This window comes from Sphingobacterium sp. HJSM2_6, from assembly GCF_049316305.1.
GTDB lineage: Bacteria > Bacteroidota > Bacteroidia > Sphingobacteriales > Sphingobacteriaceae > Sphingobacterium.
In genome coordinates this window covers 66058-84053 of sequence record NZ_JBMOXB010000005.1, presented here as the reverse complement: position 1 = coordinate 84053, position 17996 = coordinate 66058, and the positions used below count along the sequence as shown (strand labels likewise).

11 protein-coding genes and 1 tRNA gene are annotated in these 17996 nt (G+C 33.5%); 4 read left to right on the top strand and 8 right to left on the bottom strand.

What is annotated here, in order from left to right; all coding sequences use genetic code 11:
* Nucleotides 1-107: 107 nt before the first annotated feature.
* Nucleotides 108-1934, bottom strand: coding sequence for a membrane protein insertase YidC (gene yidC / locus ACFRAE_RS06220; protein ID WP_422796265.1), 1827 nt, complete (start codon nucleotides 1932-1934; stop codon nucleotides 108-110).
* Nucleotides 1935-1968: 34 nt separating this feature from the next.
* Nucleotides 1969-3579 carry a CTP synthase gene (locus tag ACFRAE_RS06215; protein WP_422796399.1) on the bottom strand — a complete coding sequence of 537 codons (1611 nt, stop codon included), beginning with the start codon at nucleotides 3577-3579 and terminating at the stop codon, nucleotides 1969-1971.
* 758 nt (nucleotides 3580-4337) lie between these two features.
* Between ACFRAE_RS06215 and ACFRAE_RS06210 the strand changes: the two genes are divergently transcribed.
* Nucleotides 4338-5327, top strand: coding sequence for a potassium channel beta subunit family protein (locus ACFRAE_RS06210; RefSeq protein WP_422796264.1), 990 nt, complete (start codon nucleotides 4338-4340; stop codon nucleotides 5325-5327).
* A 170-nt stretch (nucleotides 5328-5497) separates the two neighbouring features.
* Here ACFRAE_RS06210 and rplS read toward each other — a convergent pair whose 3' ends face one another.
* A complete protein-coding gene (gene rplS / locus ACFRAE_RS06205) occupies nucleotides 5498-5845 on the bottom strand; it encodes a 50S ribosomal protein L19 (RefSeq protein ID WP_422796263.1) in 348 nt (115 codons plus the stop codon).
* 305 nt (nucleotides 5846-6150) lie between these two features.
* Here rplS and ACFRAE_RS06200 point away from each other — a divergent pair.
* Nucleotides 6151-6224, top strand: a tRNA-Pro gene (locus ACFRAE_RS06200).
* A gap of 637 nt (nucleotides 6225-6861) precedes the next feature.
* Complete coding sequence (locus ACFRAE_RS06195; RefSeq protein ID WP_422796262.1) at nucleotides 6862-7806, top strand: hypothetical protein; 945 nt, start codon at nucleotides 6862-6864, stop codon at nucleotides 7804-7806.
* Between the two features lie 797 nt (nucleotides 7807-8603).
* Here ACFRAE_RS06195 and ACFRAE_RS06190 read toward each other — a convergent pair.
* The 5 genes from ACFRAE_RS06190 to ACFRAE_RS06170 form a co-directional block, all read right to left on the bottom strand.
* On the bottom strand, nucleotides 8604-9605 hold the full coding sequence (locus ACFRAE_RS06190; RefSeq protein ID WP_422796261.1) for a glycosyltransferase family 2 protein: 1002 nt from the start codon (nucleotides 9603-9605) through the stop codon (nucleotides 8604-8606).
* 28 nt (nucleotides 9606-9633) lie between these two features.
* A complete protein-coding gene (locus ACFRAE_RS06185) occupies nucleotides 9634-10605 on the bottom strand; it encodes a glycosyltransferase family 2 protein (RefSeq protein ID WP_422796260.1) in 972 nt (323 codons plus the stop codon).
* Between the two features lie 946 nt (nucleotides 10606-11551).
* Entirely contained in the window at nucleotides 11552-12466 is a 915-nt protein-coding gene (locus tag ACFRAE_RS06180; RefSeq protein ID WP_422796259.1) for a helix-turn-helix domain-containing protein, read from the bottom strand.
* Nucleotides 12467-12475: 9 nt separating this feature from the next.
* Nucleotides 12476-12739, bottom strand: a complete 264-nt coding sequence (locus ACFRAE_RS06175; protein ID WP_422796258.1) for an Atu4866 domain-containing protein — start codon at nucleotides 12737-12739, stop codon at nucleotides 12476-12478.
* Nucleotides 12740-12789: 50 nt separating this feature from the next.
* A complete protein-coding gene (locus tag ACFRAE_RS06170) occupies nucleotides 12790-13629 on the bottom strand; it encodes an SDR family oxidoreductase (RefSeq protein ID WP_422796257.1) in 840 nt (279 codons plus the stop codon).
* Between the two features lie 1274 nt (nucleotides 13630-14903).
* Between ACFRAE_RS06170 and ACFRAE_RS06165 the strand changes: the two genes are divergently transcribed.
* Nucleotides 14904-17993: a SusC/RagA family TonB-linked outer membrane protein gene (locus ACFRAE_RS06165; protein WP_422796256.1), complete on the top strand. Its 3090-nt coding sequence runs from the start codon at nucleotides 14904-14906 to the stop codon at nucleotides 17991-17993.
* Nucleotides 17994-17996: the final 3 nt, after the last annotated feature.

Sequence of the window (17996 nt, the reverse complement as noted above, 5' to 3'; positions counted from 1 at the left end):
ACGCCGCATCTAAGTCTAGGATGAAATTGACTTAATTTCTTTCATCGCACCTCTTATGTTTACAAAAAAAAGGCTTGATGTTTAAATCAAGCCTTTTTTGTAGAGTTTTACTTTTTGTTTTTATTCTGTTGAGCAGCTTGTTGAGCTCTCATCATATCTTCCATTTTCTTTTGGAAGGAAGATTGTTTCTTTTCAGATTTTGGTTTTGCTTGATGCTGTTCGATTTTTGCAAGAATTTTATCGTCATTTACGAATTGACGAATAAGTACTTGAGTTAAGAACGTTAAGATTGCGGATAAGAAATAGTAATAGTTCAATCCAGCAGGGAAGCTATTCAAGACAAAGAAGAAAACCAATGGCATGATGTAACCTATGTATTTCATTTGGTTGTTTACAGCACCAGAAGTTGCGTTATTATACCAAGTGGTCAATAAGGTAGTCAAGGTCATTAAAATACACATAAATGAAATGTGACCTATTCCAAAGATTGGAGAGAAGGTGATTGGCGAATCGTAAGTCGACAGGTCTTTCACCCATAGGAAACTTTCACCACGCAATTCAAACAAATTCGGGAAGAAGAAGAAGAATGCTAGTGTGAATGGCATTTGCAATAACAATGGCAAACAACCTCCAAGTGGATTTACACCAGCTTGCTTGTACAACTTCATTTGCTCTTGTTGTAGTAGCATTGGGTTATCCTCGCCAACTTTTGCTTTTATTTCGTCTAATTGTGGTTTTAATACCCGCATCTTACCCATAGATTGGTAAGACTTATAGGTTAATGGGAACATGATCAATTTTAAGAATAAGGTTAAAATTAATATCACGATACCATAATTCATATTAAATCCATCCAAGAAATCGAAGATAGGAACGGTAATGAATTTATTAATCCAACCCATCGGACCCCATCCCATGTTGATCAGCTTAGAGAAATCATTTCCTTCAGCTTTTAACGTATTATACTTGTTTGGGCCAAAAAAGAAACTGAAGCCATATTGTGCATCCGGTTGATTGCTTAGCGCCAATTCTGCTGTGGCTTTGTAATGTTTAACCACACCATCTTCTGTTAAGAAGGTGGATTTCAAATTGCTATTCGAAAGTCCTTCGGTGCTGGTTAAAATAGCAGAGAAGAAATGTTGTTTGAAACCAATCCAGTTTAACTTTTCTTCAATAGCCTCTTCATCATCGCTTGTCTCGGAAAGGTAATCTACTTCACCTTCTACAGTTTTATAGAAAATGGTCGATTTCTCCCGTTCGGATTTCGCATTTTTTTCTTTTTGCAATAAGGTGGTTTCCCAGTTTAATAAAATGCTTTTCGTTTTTACATCGATCAGATCTTTCATGCCTACGGCACGAATGTCTAATTTTAAGTTGTAATCATTAGCTGCTAGGCTATAAATGTAATCGATGTATTTATCGGCACTATAATTTAATCGTAGGGTTACTGATTTAGCATCATTGCCAGATACGGAAACATTAGCATCTTGGGATTGAAAATATAAATCATTGGTGTTAACCGCTTTTCCAGGAATATTAAATGCTAATCCAAAACGATTTTGATCACCATCAAATAAAACGAGTGCTGATCCATTATAGTTAGTTTCACCTTTTAAATGAACTTTCTTTACACGACCTCCCTTGCTGGTTAGCTCAACTGCAATTAATTCATTTTCTAAGGTAATTGATTTTTCTTCGCCTACTGAGGCAGCACCAAACGGCTGGCTAAGTAATACAGAGTCTGCTAGCACTGGAGCTGCAGGAGTTAATTTGCTGGAATCAATGACGCTGGTTACACCGTTGCGCACACGCTCCAACGAATCTTGAAGTTGTTTTTCTTTCTTTATCTCATCTTCCGAGGGTTTCATGATGTAGAAGGACCCGGCTAGGATGGCGAAAATTAAGATAAATCCGAAAATATTATTTCTATCCATTGTTTATTATTTACTGAAGTCTTTTCTTTTTCGACTACTTTGATTTTTTATGTATTAATGCTGCGGCTACAAAACTAACAAAAAGTGGGTGAGGATTTACTACAGTAGACTTTAATTCTGGATGAAATTGTCCTGCCACAAAAAATGGATGGTCTCTCAATTCCACAATTTCTACCAATCCGGTGGTGGTATTGATCCCTGAAGCTATCATTCCCGCATTTTCGTATGCTTTTAAATATTCGTTATTAAATTCATAACGATGACGATGTCTTTCGGTTATCTTCGATTTTCCGTAAACGGCAAAAGCTTTAGTTCCTTTTTTAATATCACAGTCGTAAGCACCCAAACGCATCGTTCCACCCATATTAGTGATGTTTTTCTGCTCTTCCATCAAATTAATGACTGGATAAGGGGTGTTTTCGTCCATTTCGAAACTGTTCGCACCTTTTAAGCCTAATACATTTCTTCCGAACTCAATTACGGAACATTGCATTCCTAAACAAATCCCAAAAAATGGAATTTTATTTTCTCGTACATAGCGAATAGTTTCTAATTTTCCATCTAATCCGCGTTCACCAAATCCTGGAGCAACCAAAACACCATCTAATCCTTCTAGTTTGTCGGCTACATTTTCTGGGTGTATACTTTCTGCTGCAATGAATTTCACCTTGACACGAGTCTCATTGCTCGCTCCAGCATGGATAAATGCTTCCGTAATGGATTTATATGCATCTGGTAATTCTACATATTTACCGACTAAAGCTACATTAACCTCATTGGTTGGATTTTTTAACCTTCCTAAAAACGCTTTCCAATTTTCTAAATCAGGTTCGTTTTTAGTTGATAACTTTAATTTCGCCAATACAGTCTTATCCAATTGCTCTCTAAGCATGTTCAATGGTACATCATAGATCGTTGGTGCATCAATAGATTCCACGACAGCATTGATATTTACATTGCAAAATAATGCTAATTTTTTACGAATATCGTTGTTTAGTTTGTGTTCTGTTCTACAAACCAAGACGTCAGGTTGTACGCCATATTCCAATAATGTTTTTACCGAGTGTTGCGTAGGCTTGGTTTTTAATTCACCAGCAGCAGCAAGGTATGGCACTAAGGTTAAGTGAATTACCAAGGAGTCGTTATTTCCCAATTCCCAACGTAACTGTCTTACCGCCTCAATAAATGGTAAAGACTCAATATCGCCCACTGTACCACCTAATTCGGTAATAACGATGTCGTATTTGTTCTCTTGTCCCAATAATAACATACGACGTTTGATTTCGTCGGTAATGTGTGGAACAACTTGCACTGTTTTGCCTAAGTAGGCACCTGCGCGTTCTTGCTCAATGACATGACTGTAAATGCGACCCGTAGTCACATTATTGGCTTGGGAAGTTGGAACATTTAAAAAACGTTCATAATGCCCTAAGTCAAGGTCAGTTTCTGCTCCATCTTCGGTCACATAGCATTCGCCATGTTCATATGGATTTAAAGTTCCTGGATCAATGTTTATGTAGGGATCGAATTTCTGAATGGTTACTTTAAAACCACGAGCTTGGAGAAGCTTGGCTAGGGAAGCTGCAATAATTCCTTTCCCTAACGACGAAGTTACGCCGCCCGTAACAAAGATGTATTTAGTCATAGCAATAAATAGATTTCTTAAGGGAGATGAGGCTTTTTTTGTTGTTCTCATCTGCTCTATGTACGGGATACAAAGGTACAAAAATTTTATTCAATATGACTTATAAAATTCCTTCAATCCTGATTTCATTGCCTAGTTTAATTTCAAATGTGGATGCAATGATCTTTTCTGTATTTGCTTTTATCCTGTGGAATGGATTAACTCCTTAGTAGTAAACCTGTTGATTTTTGCTAAGTTTTTTTTTGACATTATTCCAATCAGCTCGTTATTTCTGCCAGTATAACTTTCGCGTAGATCCTTACTTCTTGTTGGGGTTTTACTGATACAGGCGTATTTCTAGGTAGCGGATAGGATGCCGTTTGTTTAATGTTGGGGGCATTTGGATTGAATCTTCGGTGGATGTTTTGGGGAACTAAATCGAATCTCCTTCGCAGGCATTCAACGATTCTTCGTTTAATATCCGAGGAAGATCCGAAGGAGATCCATGTGAATTCAGATTTAGGAATAAATAATTCCAAGAGTTGTGGGTTTATAAAATGATAAAATGTCTAAAAAAAAATAACATCGTACAGGTGTAGTTTCGTTTATTTGTTTACCTGGATGCCATGTCTCGAAATTTGAAAGGGTTTTAACGATCTTCCATAGGCTATAGTCAAAAAGCGAAAGGAGTAAAGCTGTAGTTCGTTTAAATTGGCAAGATTTTAGCGAAATCTTCAGTTCATAATTGATATATTGAACGAAAAAATAAAAAAGATTTCATGGAGTACAGAAGAATGGGTAAAACTGGATTGCAACTAAGTGTGCTTTCTTTCGGGTCGTGGGTCACCTTTGCTAGACAAACTACAGATCATATTAATGAACGGTTAATGGCTAGAGCGTATGAGGCGGGAGTTAACTTTTTTGATAATGCGGAAGTGTATTCTGCGGGTGAATCGGAAGAAATGATGGGTAGGGTATTGAAAAGTTTGCAATGGGATCGATCATCTTATGTGTTGTCGAGTAAGGCGTTTTTTGGTTGGAAGGGAGAGGGGAAGAAGCCTAATCAACATGGTTTAAGTCGTAAACATTTGATGGAGGCTTGTGAGGAAGCTTTGCAACGGATGCAAGTTGAGTATTTGGATTTGTTTTATTGTCATCGTCCTGATCCGAATGTGCCGATGGAGGAGATCGTCAGGACCATGAATGTTTTAATTCAACAGGGGAAAATTTTTTATTGGGGAACAAGTGAATGGACAGCTGCGGAAATTATGGAGGCACATATGGTTGCGAAAGATCTTCATCTGGAAGGGCCAGCAGTGGAACAACCGGAATATAATTTATTCAATAGGCGTAAAATCGAGGTGGATTACGCGCCTATATTCCGTAATGTGGGTATGGGTACCACAATTTGGAGTCCATTGGCCTCTGGTTTATTAACGGGAAAATACAATCAAGGTATTCCTGAAGGGTCGCGTATGGCTTTGGAAGGTTATGAATGGTTGAGGGATCGTGCTGTAGTGGATGAGAAACTGTCGCGGGTTGCCGCCCTTGGTGAATTTGCTAAGGAGCTGGGGTTAAGTTTACCGGCCTTATCTATCGCTTGGTGTATCAGCAATCCGAATGTGACTACTGCTATTCTTGGTGCAACCAAAATGGAACAATTGGAAGAAAATTTGAAAGCTTTGGATGTGCTTCCTTTGTTATCTCCTGAACTGTTGTCGCAGATCGATGAAATCATGGGCACTAAACCTGTAGTGCTTAGAAATTAATAGCCTGCTAATCAATAAAAGACATGAGTTTTGAGGCAATAGACCTATTTTAATCTAGTTCGCGTTGCGAAACTAGCCATCGGTCTATTGGCTAGTTTCTCCATGATATTCCATAAAAAAAGGGCTTGATTTTTATATCAAGCCCTTTTTTTATGGAATATAAGGTGAACTTATACTCTTTTTGATTTGATACGAGCAGCTTTACCAGTAAGTCCGCGTAAATAGAATAATTTCGCACGACGTACTTTACCTACGCTGTTAATTTCAATTTTGTCAATGTTTGGAGAATTTACAGGGAAAATACGCTCAACACCAACACCGTTAGAAATTTTACGAACGGTAAAAGTAGCGTTAGCTCCTTCGCTGTTTAATTGAATTACCACACCTTGGTACACTTGAACACGCTCTTTGTTTCCTTCGCGAATTTTATAATGAACACTGATGGTATCTCCTGCTTTGAAAGCGGGAATTTCATTTTTTACTACCGCTTGTTCTTCTACAAATTTTACTAAATCCATGATTCTGAGTAATTAATAACGATATTTAACCTGTAAAAATCGGAATGCAATATTACAGCTTTATTTCGATAAATAAAAATTCTTTTTTAATTTTCTTCTCTTTTTTGAGAAGGTGTGCAAAAATAAGAATTTCTTTTTTATTATCCTTGCGTGAAGTAAAAAATGTTTCTATAATTTTTAAAATTTGACCATTTTAAAATTAATATTCAATAAATGAGTGGATTATATTTTTTTGTTAAAAATCTATTGACAATGTTCTTTTTCGCCGTATATTTGTGCCACAGTAAAGAAAGGTGATACCTTTTCGGGGTGTAGCGTAGCCCGGTATCGCGCCACATTTGGGATGTGGAGGTCGTAGGTTCGAATCCTGCCACCCCGACAGAAAAAAAGCTCTAACGAAAGTTAGGGCTTTTTTTGTGTTCGGGTGTGGCAGATTCGGACCGTGGTTCGATCCGAAGGAGCTTCAGGCTGGTGTTTGTGGTTGTGGGGCTGAAGCAATCCTGCCACCCCGACCAAAGCCTCTGATTATTAGTGGTTTTTTATTTTTTCGGACATATTTCGGACAAATCTCTCTTGTTTTTCAACTTAATATTAAGATAGAAAAGTTTAGCTTAAGATAATCTCCTAAAGTGTTTTTCTTGTAGATAATAGAAAATCCAAATGGCTAGGGGGCTTCTTCTTATCTTATCAATTGCACGGACTATTCTTTCGCTATTCATCTCCGTAAATCAAATACTGTGGCATTTTTGTTTCACTATTCGTGACATGGGTAAGTGTATTTATTTTAAAATCAGTTGTATATTTTTTTATATCGGAGTTTTAAAGTATTTCGTATATAGAGATGGATGGGCAAACTTTTTGTATATTAGGTTTCGTAAATACTATTGATGATACGCAATTCGCTTCGCGGACTTCGTACATCAAGCGGTTTTGCACAATGGCCAGCCTAGAGCTTCGCTCTGCTCGAAACTGCGCAAAGCCGCCAGGCTGTTTTCGTAATTTTACTATAATCTCGTATGAAACAGATGTCTCAATATTTAGGAATATTTTTAGGTGTAATTTACGGACTGATAATTCGAATTTTAGGAGATAACGAAATTTTTGAAGATTATTACAATATTTATAGCATTAGTTTTCTTTGGGTAACTCCAATAATTATTAGTTTCTTTCCGATACTTTTCTCCTCAAATGAAGTTTACAAATCAAATACTAAACTATTCTTCTATCCGATTATTACCATTATTCTATTTTTGATGGTAGCATTAATTACAAGAATTGAAGATTTAGTTTGTTTGTTAATTATTGGATTTCCATTTTTATTGGTCGCTGGAGTAATTGGGATTTTACTTGGTGCTTTTGTCAAATACAGAATAAAAGACAAAAAACTCTATTCAATTATTTTAATTCCACTCGTATTAAACCCAATTGAAAACTTAATTCCAAATTATCAAGAAGTTTACAACGTTTCATCAGAAATAATAATTAATAAAAACAAAGCTGAAATTTTCCCTAATTTATTATCAGTTCCAACAATATCAGATAAAGAATACAAAAATGGATTTTATCAAAAAATTGGTATTCCACGACCTGTAAATTCAGAAATTCTGATTAATGAAAGTCAAATGTATAGGATTGGACATTTTACAGATGACTTGAAACTTTATGAATATGTTTCAGAAATTAAGGAAAATGAATTTGTAAATTTCAAAATCGATCTGTCCAAATCTCAGTTAAGAGAAACAGCAACCGATCAGCATTTGCTTAAAAGTAATTATTTCAATTTTGAAAACATCAATTATTCGCTTGAATATATTTCTGAAACAGAAACTAAGATAATTCTTAATTGTGACTATAAAATTGAATCTAAAATGAATTTTTACGCAAACTTTTGGGCGAAAAGTATTATTGGAGATTTTGAAAAACGATTATTAGAGTCGCTAAAAATAAAACTGGAAAAATAAAAAACTACGGCTAACATCGGTAACTGTTGCATAACATCAATTTTACAGTAAAACATAAAATATTTGACCTCGTTTAAATCTCTTTAAACGAGGTTGGTTGTTTCTTAGAGTTTTGTTAGTTTCTATTTTAACAAGCTTAAATCAGCTAATTCGAAGGGGCTAATATGGGAAATATTTTACAACTAAATCCTGAATGGACTAGTCAACAAATACTTCCTTTGATACTTGAAAAAGGTCGAGTGAAACATTCTCCATTTAGTATGATTGTTAGACTAATTGCAGTTGGATTTTTGATATAATGGATTTATCAAAGATTCTTTATGCACTAAAATCAATTGTGGAATTATGAATAGAAAAAAGTCCTATAACACGGTATTGCCATAAGCGTGGCTAAAATGTAAAGTTGAAAGTTCTATCCTAGTATTCCTCCAACAACGAATTTTATTCGTTTATTATTTTAATTTTAACTTATTAAAATTCGTTTTAGCTACGATCGGTTCTGAATTGTACTTCCGCTCAATTTAAGCCCGCACTTCGCCAAGCGCTGGCTGGTTAGCTGCAATGCTAAAAAAATGCGGCCGTAAAAATATCAAAATAGATAATTTCTTATGATAAGAATTTTCATAAATCAAAATGGAGACTCAAACAAATTTTGGACAATTGAACAAATTCAAAAAAAGTACGTTGTTAGTTGGGAAAAAATTGAAAACTGAGGGAGCATTTATCGAAACTATATATTCGTTTGAAACTTATAGTAACAAAGAAAAATGGAAAGATTAAATAGCTCATTCTTTATTTTATAGCATGATCTTACTAAGTCGATATAATATTCCCAAAGATTTATTCCATAAGAAATCAGAGGCTTTTATTTTAGCTTTAGACCTCTTCAACCACATATACATTAACTTAATTAAAAATGGAATTTCAAAATTTTCAATTATTTTTTGATTTTCTTCTTTAAATGTCTTTTCGAAATAGGTTTGATTTTCAGTTGAAACTTCCATTAATTTAAACCTATGCCACAATTTTAAAATAAATAAGTGTTCTATGTAAAAATTCTTTTTTGAAACTTTCTCTAAAAGTTTATGAATTAATTTAACATTTCCTTCAATCCGACCTCGCTCTTTTTGTGTAGAATTCATTATTGAGTTTTCATTGAACCGATAATAATAAAATGGTTCGAAACAAAAGCCAACATTTTTTACAAACTTATTTAGACAAAAGTGCCAAATGACATCTTCAAATAAAAATCCTTCCTCAAACTTTAAATTGTTCTCAATAATGAACTCTTTTTTATATAGTTTGCTCCAAGCAACAACCTTAACGTTTAAAAGGAAATTTTCGGCTAACCAACTTGTACTGGCTGTATAATCTGGATATATTTTGTTCGATGGGAATCCTAAAATAGATTGATAATAATCACTTTCCGAAAATAGGTCGCCTATAATAATTTCGGGATAATTATATTTTTGTGCTAGTTCAATGAAATTATTTAGCGCACTAGGCAATAGCATGTCATCACTATCTAAAAAAAGAAAATAATCTCCAGTAGCATTTTTTATACCTGTGTTTCTTGCTGCTGACAAACCTTTATTTTGACTATGATAAATTGTTTTAAAAATTATTTTTCCTTTATAATTATTTAAAAATTCATCAATTATTAATTGACTATTGTCTGTGGAACAATCGTTTATAAACAAACATTCTAAATTATCGTAACCTTGTGATACTATTGAATTAATACAGTGTTCAATGTACTCTTCAACATTATAAATAGGAATAATTAATCTAAATTTCATAGGTGTAGACATAAACATCTTGTATTAATTATCTTTCAAATTTTTGAAACATTTTATCGAAAAAGTGCAAGAGGCCTAACTGAAAACTTAGTTTTAATATACGGCCTCTAAACTTAGATTTAGAATATAAAAAAATCACATCATTATAATATCGTTCTCGAATGAAACGGAGATAATCAATACGTTGGTTTTCATCCAAATTTAAGCTATAAACATTATCAATAACTGCTTTTATCCAAAATTTCAATTTTTCTTTTTCATTAACAGCCACATTCTTCATTTTGACCAAGCGATTTAATGATGTATTTAATAAATTATACAAATCAAATATTTCATTCATAGAAATTTTTTTCGTAATTGCTGAATTTTCAACCTCTCTGTAATAATAGCCTTTTTTAGAAGACAAGTATATCTTGTCAACAAAATTTAAATAATCAATAAAAAAGATACTATCTTCTGACAATTTAATATGTTCTGGAAATTTGATATTATTATTAATTAATATAGATCTAGAATAAATCTTGGAGGCTATATGTCCAAATTTTGTTAAATCAAATTGCAATATAAAATCAGAAATAGATAATTCTTGATCTATTAGTTTGTAAACATCTTTCTTCACAGCATCCAATCCAATCTTACAAAAGTCTTGAATTATAAAAGAATCCGGATGGTTTTCCTGGTCAACAGATAGGTGATTTAAGAAATTTTCTTCAATAAAATCATCTGCGTCTACGAAAATAATATATTCTCCCTTCGATTCCTTTATTGCCCGGTTTCTTGAATAGCTTACACCATGGTTTTTTTGATTAATTAATTTTAAACGAAAATCTTTATTGCATAAGTCCTCACAGATTTCTTCCCCACCATCAGTAGAACCATCGTTAATAATAATAACTTCAAATTCTTTGAAATTCTGAGTTAGTATACTTTCTAAGGTTTTCTCAATAAAACCTTTAGCATTATACAATGGAATAATTATTGAAAAAATTGGAACATTCATATATGTAATCAATAATTGAGTTTGATTTTAACAATTAAAAAATATGCGGATAGCTATAATATTCAATTGGATTTAATATGCTTTACGCCAAAATTTTGAGAAGATATATAGCCTGTTGGTTTTATATCTCTTGCAATTCTGTTAACTTCCAAAAATAATTTGATTTGTTTTTCATTTCTTCAAAGGTGCCTGAACCTTTAATTCCTTTAATAAAAAATAATAAAACAATTAAAATATTTACAGGGCTAAAATCGAGGTTAAATAGGTTAAATAAATTGTATTAGTTTGGTTAATTTAATCATTATTAGGTTCGCTCGATGTACAGGAAGAATCTCATATTTGTATTAAAAGCATACACATAGCAATTCCTAGACAATCCTAAAATACCATTAGAAAACAATATCCTAATCATATTCATAGCGTATAACCTAAATATTGATAATAAAATAAAGCGTTTAAAATCTCCTCTATAAAAATGATTTGGTTAAATATTATTTGATTAAATTAAATATTTATCAAAAATATTAAACAGTTTTCACAAGTAATTATTCATAATTGGCAATAATGTTTTAAATATAATAAATAAAAACAAAAATGTTTAAATAATTAATTGGGGTAACAAAATCTATTGTTCCTTTAAAAGAGCCTCATAAAGCTTCCTCCATAACTTTCTAGTCAATTGGAAAGTCTTCGAATCAAGTTTATATTCAATGCCGTTCAACTTATTTTCAAAAGGCGCATGTTTGCCTACAAATAATCCCACGAAATTGAATTTGTACTTGCTAGCTTCATTAGTAGTTATAATCCCTTTATCATTTGAATCAACATTGCTGTGGGGAATTGAAAAGCCAGTTAAAAAATAATTTTTAGCTAAATTATTTGGAAGATCATATCAACTGTGAAAAACGTTGGTAGTTATTTTGGTAAACCTAAAGTTTACATTTTATCAGTTGAAAAACTGGCGAAATTCCAAAGGTGTTTGTTTAGTCTTTTGTTTAAATAATTTACTAAAGGATTGTGGATGTTCAAACCCCAATTCGTATGCAATCTCACTCACAGACAAGTTAGTTGTACTTAATTGTTGTTTGGCATAATCTATCAATTTGTTTTGGATATGCTGCTGGGTATTTTGTTTGGTGTGTAAGCGTAAAAGTGTTCCTAAGTAATTAGGTGAAATGTTTAGTTTTTCAGCAATATCAGCTACAGTAGGTATCCCATTTTCTGCTAATTTGTTGCTTCCAAAATGCTCCGAAAGTAAGGTTTCAAACTTCGCTAACAATTCATGGTTTGATTTTCTTCGATTGATAAACTGACGTTCGTAAAAGCGTTCTGCATATATGAGTAACATTTCGAGTTGAGTAACAATAAGTTCTTGACTATGTTTATCCATATTAGATTGATATTCCTGTTCTATTTTCAAAAGAATATCAGCTATAATTTTCTCTTCTTTGTCTGATAGAAAAAGAGCTTCATTAACCGCATATTGAAAAAAATCAAATGATTTTATCTTTTTAGCCAAAGAGGTATTCCAAAGAAAATCAGGATGGATAAGCAATAACCAGCCCGTTGGTTCAGCTATAATATCTTGATTGATTTCTAGATTTAAAAATTGAAGTGGTGAAATAAAAGACAAAACACCCGAATTGAAATCGTACTGTTGCTGTCCATAATTGAATTTAGCATGGACATTCCGCTTTAATCCAATCGTATAAAAGTTCTGAATCCATTTTACTTTCGAATCATCAAAGGGATAGGAAACCCTGCTGTAATCAATCAAACTAATCAACGGATGTTCGGGATTAGGTAGGTTACAGAATGAGTGAAACTGGCCAATTGAATCAAGGCGGAATGTTTTTTGCATAATGCTAATTTAGTTTTTTTCTTTACATAAAATCATTCCAGCGTGATATAAAACACCGTCTTTAAATACGCCATCAGCTGTAAATCCTGTGTCATCTTTATAATCAATATGATTGCCAGTAATTTTATAACTACCTTGATAAGCACTTTTTCGGTTTCCACGAGCTTCGTCATATCGGTTATTAGGTAATAATTCGTGTCGAATATGACCATCTTTTGTTACCCACATACCGATATAATCTTTTGTTTCTTCGATAGTTTTATTTCTTTCCATTGGAATTTGTTTATTATTTATACAACTGGTGATTAAGAAAGTAATCGATATTAAAATGCCGTAGAAAGCGTGTGTTTTTTCCATTGTTCAACATCGTTTGTCATGATTTCAAATTTTCTTTTCAGTATATTATAAGCATCATTGCCTAACAACAAGTGTACAGGAGGATTTTTTTCTTGACTGATCGCAATCAATACATCCGCAGCTTTTTCGGGATCATTGGGCTGATTACCACTGATGCTTTCAAGATGATCCTGTTCAGATTGTCGGGCGGTTTCATACTCCTGCATCCTTAAAGCAGGTGTTTTTACGGAACCTTTAGAGAGAAAATCCGTTCTAAAATAACCCGGGTAAACTACTGTAGCGTTTATCCCAAATATTTTTGCCTCTTCGGCTAATGCTTCGGTAAATCCTGCAACAGCAAATTTTGTAGCACAATAAATACCCCAACCAGGAAAGCCAGCAAAAACACCACCTACCGACGAAATGTTAAAGATATGTCCTGATTTTTGTTTTCTTAAATAAGGCATTGCATTTCTAACAACATTCAAGGTTCCAAAAACATTAATCTCAAAGTTTCCTCTTGCTTCCTCATCAGTCAGTTCTTCCAATGTCCCAATTTGACCATAACCAGCATTGTTCACAATCACATCAATTCTACCAAAATGCGCGATGCTCTTTTCAATGGCAGTTTTTACATCATTGTTGTCCGCTAAATTAACCGCAAGCGGCAGAAAGTGAGCGCTGGTGCTTCCGATTTCTTTCTCTAGTAATTCTGGAGTACGTGTTGTAGCCACAACACGATAGCCATGTTGTAATAATTTTTTCGTTAATACTAGGCCTAATCCTTTTGATGCTCCAGTTACCAACCATACTTTTTTTACTTCCATTTTTTACCTGTTTTAGTTTATGATACAAAATTGAATAATTGTGAACCGGCTATCGTAGCTAAATCAATGAATATTGTAGTTAAATCGTGTTTTTATATTATTGGATTGGTGTAAGTACCTTCTACTTCTTAAGAAAAACCTATGAAACAATAAGACAAAAAAATGCAGTGAAGCCAGTAAGTAGGTTGTAATTAGCGCATAGTCCATTTGCACCAAGTCGTTTTCATTACTTCCAATTCCTTTTTTTATTCAGGAGCGAGTATGCTGTTTTGCCCCACTTCAAGAGCAATGTTTTTTCCATGTGCTTAACTCAGCAATAAGATCATACAAAAGAGCACAGCATGGGATGCCGATATTGATGAAGCTATTAAAACAAGCCAAAGGATAATTGACGAGGGTATCAATGATGGAACGCTTTTTATATCTTGCCACTTTCCTTGGTCTAGTTTAGGGTATATAGACAAAGTGAACGGCACTCCGCAGTGGATTATTTTTCCTTATGCCAACCCATTAAAATTTAAAATTGATGTTAGAAAATGAAAAAACACTTCTGTGCAGTACAGTTGCCACCTTTATGCATAAACGAAATTCATTACTGGAATATTGGGTTCACGTGTCACTGTGAAAAATGTGTTCCTCCGCCAAGTCTTGGTTATTTCTAGTCATTTTCCAATCTTCCACAACTGTGGAAGAAGTATTTATACGCATTCCATACTCCATCTGCTATTTTTCGGCAACTAATAATATTAAGCTTGGGGGTGCTGTATAAAGCATAAAAATTTTCTCTGATTTCAAAATGTTTCTTAACCCCAGATCATAAGGAATGTTCTATCCAGTAATCTAGAATTGTTGATGGACTTGAAATCATTCATAGCGAATTTATTATTTCAGTGGTCCTTAATTTAAGTTCATTAGCGAAAAAGTTCTTTTTCATGTTTTTGAATTTTAGCTGATTTGAAAATTGAATTAACGCTAGATGGCTTACGAGTTTAAGGTTGACTAAGAAAAGAAAATAGAATGCCTTAATGACTAAAGGCTATTCTAAATTTAACAAATGATAATTTACGGTGTCTATACCTAAATATTTTTTTTAACAATAGAGCTAGTAATAAATTTTCGTAAAAATATAAGTTAAAAGAAAAAAAATTTACAGTTAATATCTTTAATTTCTAGTATTTAATGGTGTTTTGATTACATAACTTTAATAATTTGGTAAAATTAGTATTAATATTTTTGTCGCAATAAGAAATTTTAATACACTTTACAGTTAGTTAATGAAAAAAAAATACATCACTAAGAATTTAAGGTACCTGTTTACGGGGATTAGTTTGTTTTTAGCTATAAACTCCTGGGCGCAGTCATCAAAACAACTTTCCGGAATAATTACGAACCAAAATGGTGGTTTATTACCAGGGGCCACGATTCAATTGGTTGATCGACAGGGTAAAATAATTGCGCAAACCGCTACAAATATTCATGGAGCATACGTCTTAGATGACAATCAAGAAAATGAAGGATATAAGATAAAAGTTAGTATGATCGGTTATGTATCGTATGAATTTATTTTGAATAAACTTAAAGATACAAGTCTAGATATCCAATTGGTAGATAGTCATTCTTCAATGGATGAAGTTGTAATAATAGGTTATGGACAGCAAAAGCGAGGAGATCTTACCACGGCTGTAAGTTCTATGACTAATGTATCGAAGAATGCTGCGAGACCTGTTACGAATATGTCTGAGATGATGCAGGGTAATGTGGCAGGTGTAACTGTGATGTCTTCGGGCGGTGATCCATCAGCTAGACCGAATGTTATCATTCGAGGAATGGGTACACTTAATAATGAACAACCACTGTATGTTGTCGATGGAATTCCATATTATGGAGGGCCAATTAATCCAAATGATATTGCAACTATTGATATCTTGAAAGATGCATCTGCAGCAGCTATTTATGGGGCACAAGCTTCTTCTGGGGTAATCGTAATTACAACTAAAAGTGGTAAATCAGGAGTTTCAAAATTAAATGTTGATTTATATAGGGGTTGGCAAAATGCTTCAAATCTGCCAAAAGCATTGAATGCAAAAGAGTATTCTCAGGTTTATCAAATGGCATCTGATCGTAATAATTTAATAGTAGCCGATGGTCATAATCCAACACTTAATCCTTGGGGACAAGAATCGCGTACAATCTGGATGGAAGAAATATTTCGTACAGCTAATATCTTGAATGCAAATGTGCAATTATCCGGAGGATCTGAAACGTCGAGATACAGTTCTTCTTTCGGATACCATGATAAAGATGGGGTATTGTTAAATACAGGATATAAACGTTTTACGTATAGAATAAAGTCAGCATTTGATTTGACGGAAAGATTGTCTTTAGGGCAAAATTTTTATGTTAACCATACACAAGCAAGAGGGACTAATACTTCAAGTGGTTATAGTGGTTCCATTATCAATGCAATTTATATGAATCCTGCTGCTCCAGTATATGATGCACAAGGTTTATTTCACGGGACAGTTCCTATTAACCTTGCTCAATTTTCCGCTGCTTATGGAGACACTTACAATCCAGTAGCCTTGTTGCTAAGACCATCCATTAAAAACCCTGTCCTAAATATAAATGCTAATGCTTTCCTTCAATATACCATTATAGATGGATTATCTTTTAAGTCTAATTTTGCAGTTAATCTGGATCGAAATGCATCGAAAACATTTGAGCCAAAGATTCCAGAAATAGGAAGATCAAATAGTAGTAATTATTTGTCACATTATGAATCGCGTGAAAATCGTTGGATTTGGGATCAACAATTGAATTATAACAAAAAGTTTGGTTTTCATCAACTAGATGCCGTCCTAGTTTATTCTGCTCAGAAAACAAATTATGAGCAATACAATATCCAAGCTATGGGATTTGAGCGTGAGGATGATTGGTATCAATATTTAGAGAATTCAGGATCAATTCCAAAATTGCCTTCTAGTTATGCATTTGAAGATGCCTTGACATCAACAATTGCGCGCGTAAATTATAATTACGCGAGTAGATATCTGTTAAGTGCAAGTATACGTAATGATCGTACTTCGCGTTTGGCTACAAAAAATCAATCTGATTTTTTTTCTGCAGTATCAGCGGCATGGAAAATATCTTCTGAATCATTTTTTAACAGTGAATATATCAATGATTTAAAGCTACGAACATCATGGGGACAAATAGGAAATATTCAATCGGTAGATTATTATGCCTATAATTTACCCTTGAGTAATGGTTCCGAGACACCGCTCGGTTCAAAAGGAGGTTTGGAAAGACATTTTGCATTAACAAAACAGTCGAATCCTAATTTACTATGGGAAACATCCGAGACGTTCAATATTGGATTAGATTTGGAAGTCGTTAGAAAATTTAATTTAACCGCTGATTATTACCGTAAAAAAACATTAGGAATGATCTGGACTAATGAAGCAGATCCTCATTCAGGGTTGAATTTTGGACCAACCTCGAATGTAGGAGATGTGTTAAATAAAGGTTTTGAGTTTACGGGACGATTTAATGATCATTTCGGAAAATTGAATTTTGTATTACAAGGGAATATAGGCATTAATCAAAATGAATTATTAAACTTGGATGGTTTTACAAATCAGTATATAGTTCATACTGATAACGTGAGAGGTACCTTAAATCCTTATCGTTCTACACCAGGCCAGGCGTTATACTCGTATTATTTAATACCTCATGAAGGAATTTTTAATAATGTCCAAGAGATACAAGCGCATCAAAAAGATGGAAAGTTAATACAACCACATGCAAGACCAGGAGATTTAAAATTTAGAGATACAAATGGAGATGGTCGGATAAATGATGAAGATCGCCAATATATGGGCTCCGCAATTCCTAAGGTTACTTATGGCTTTTCATTAAATTTAGAGTATGAAAACTTTGATTTAAGTATGTTAACTTATGGTATATCTGGATCTAAGGTTTTTAATGGTTATAAATTGTCTACGTATAATGCAGGCTTGCAAGGATACAATTTAGATGCGCGTGTGTTAGATGCTTGGAGAGAAGATAAACAGCATACCAATATTCCAGCTTTATCAAGACAAGATGCAAATAGCAATTTCGGAACAAACTCTGATTGGTATTTAGAAAATGCAGATTATTTCCGAATAAAAAATATTACAATAGGCTACGCAATACCAAAATTGTGGTCTAAACTACAATCAAGAGTCTATATCTCGGCAGAAAATCCATTGACATTTACCAAGTATTCAGGGATAGATCCTGAAGTTGGACGTATTGGATTAGATGTTGGAAATTATCCATTAGCAAAAACATACACTATAGGTCTTAATATAAATTTTTAGTCT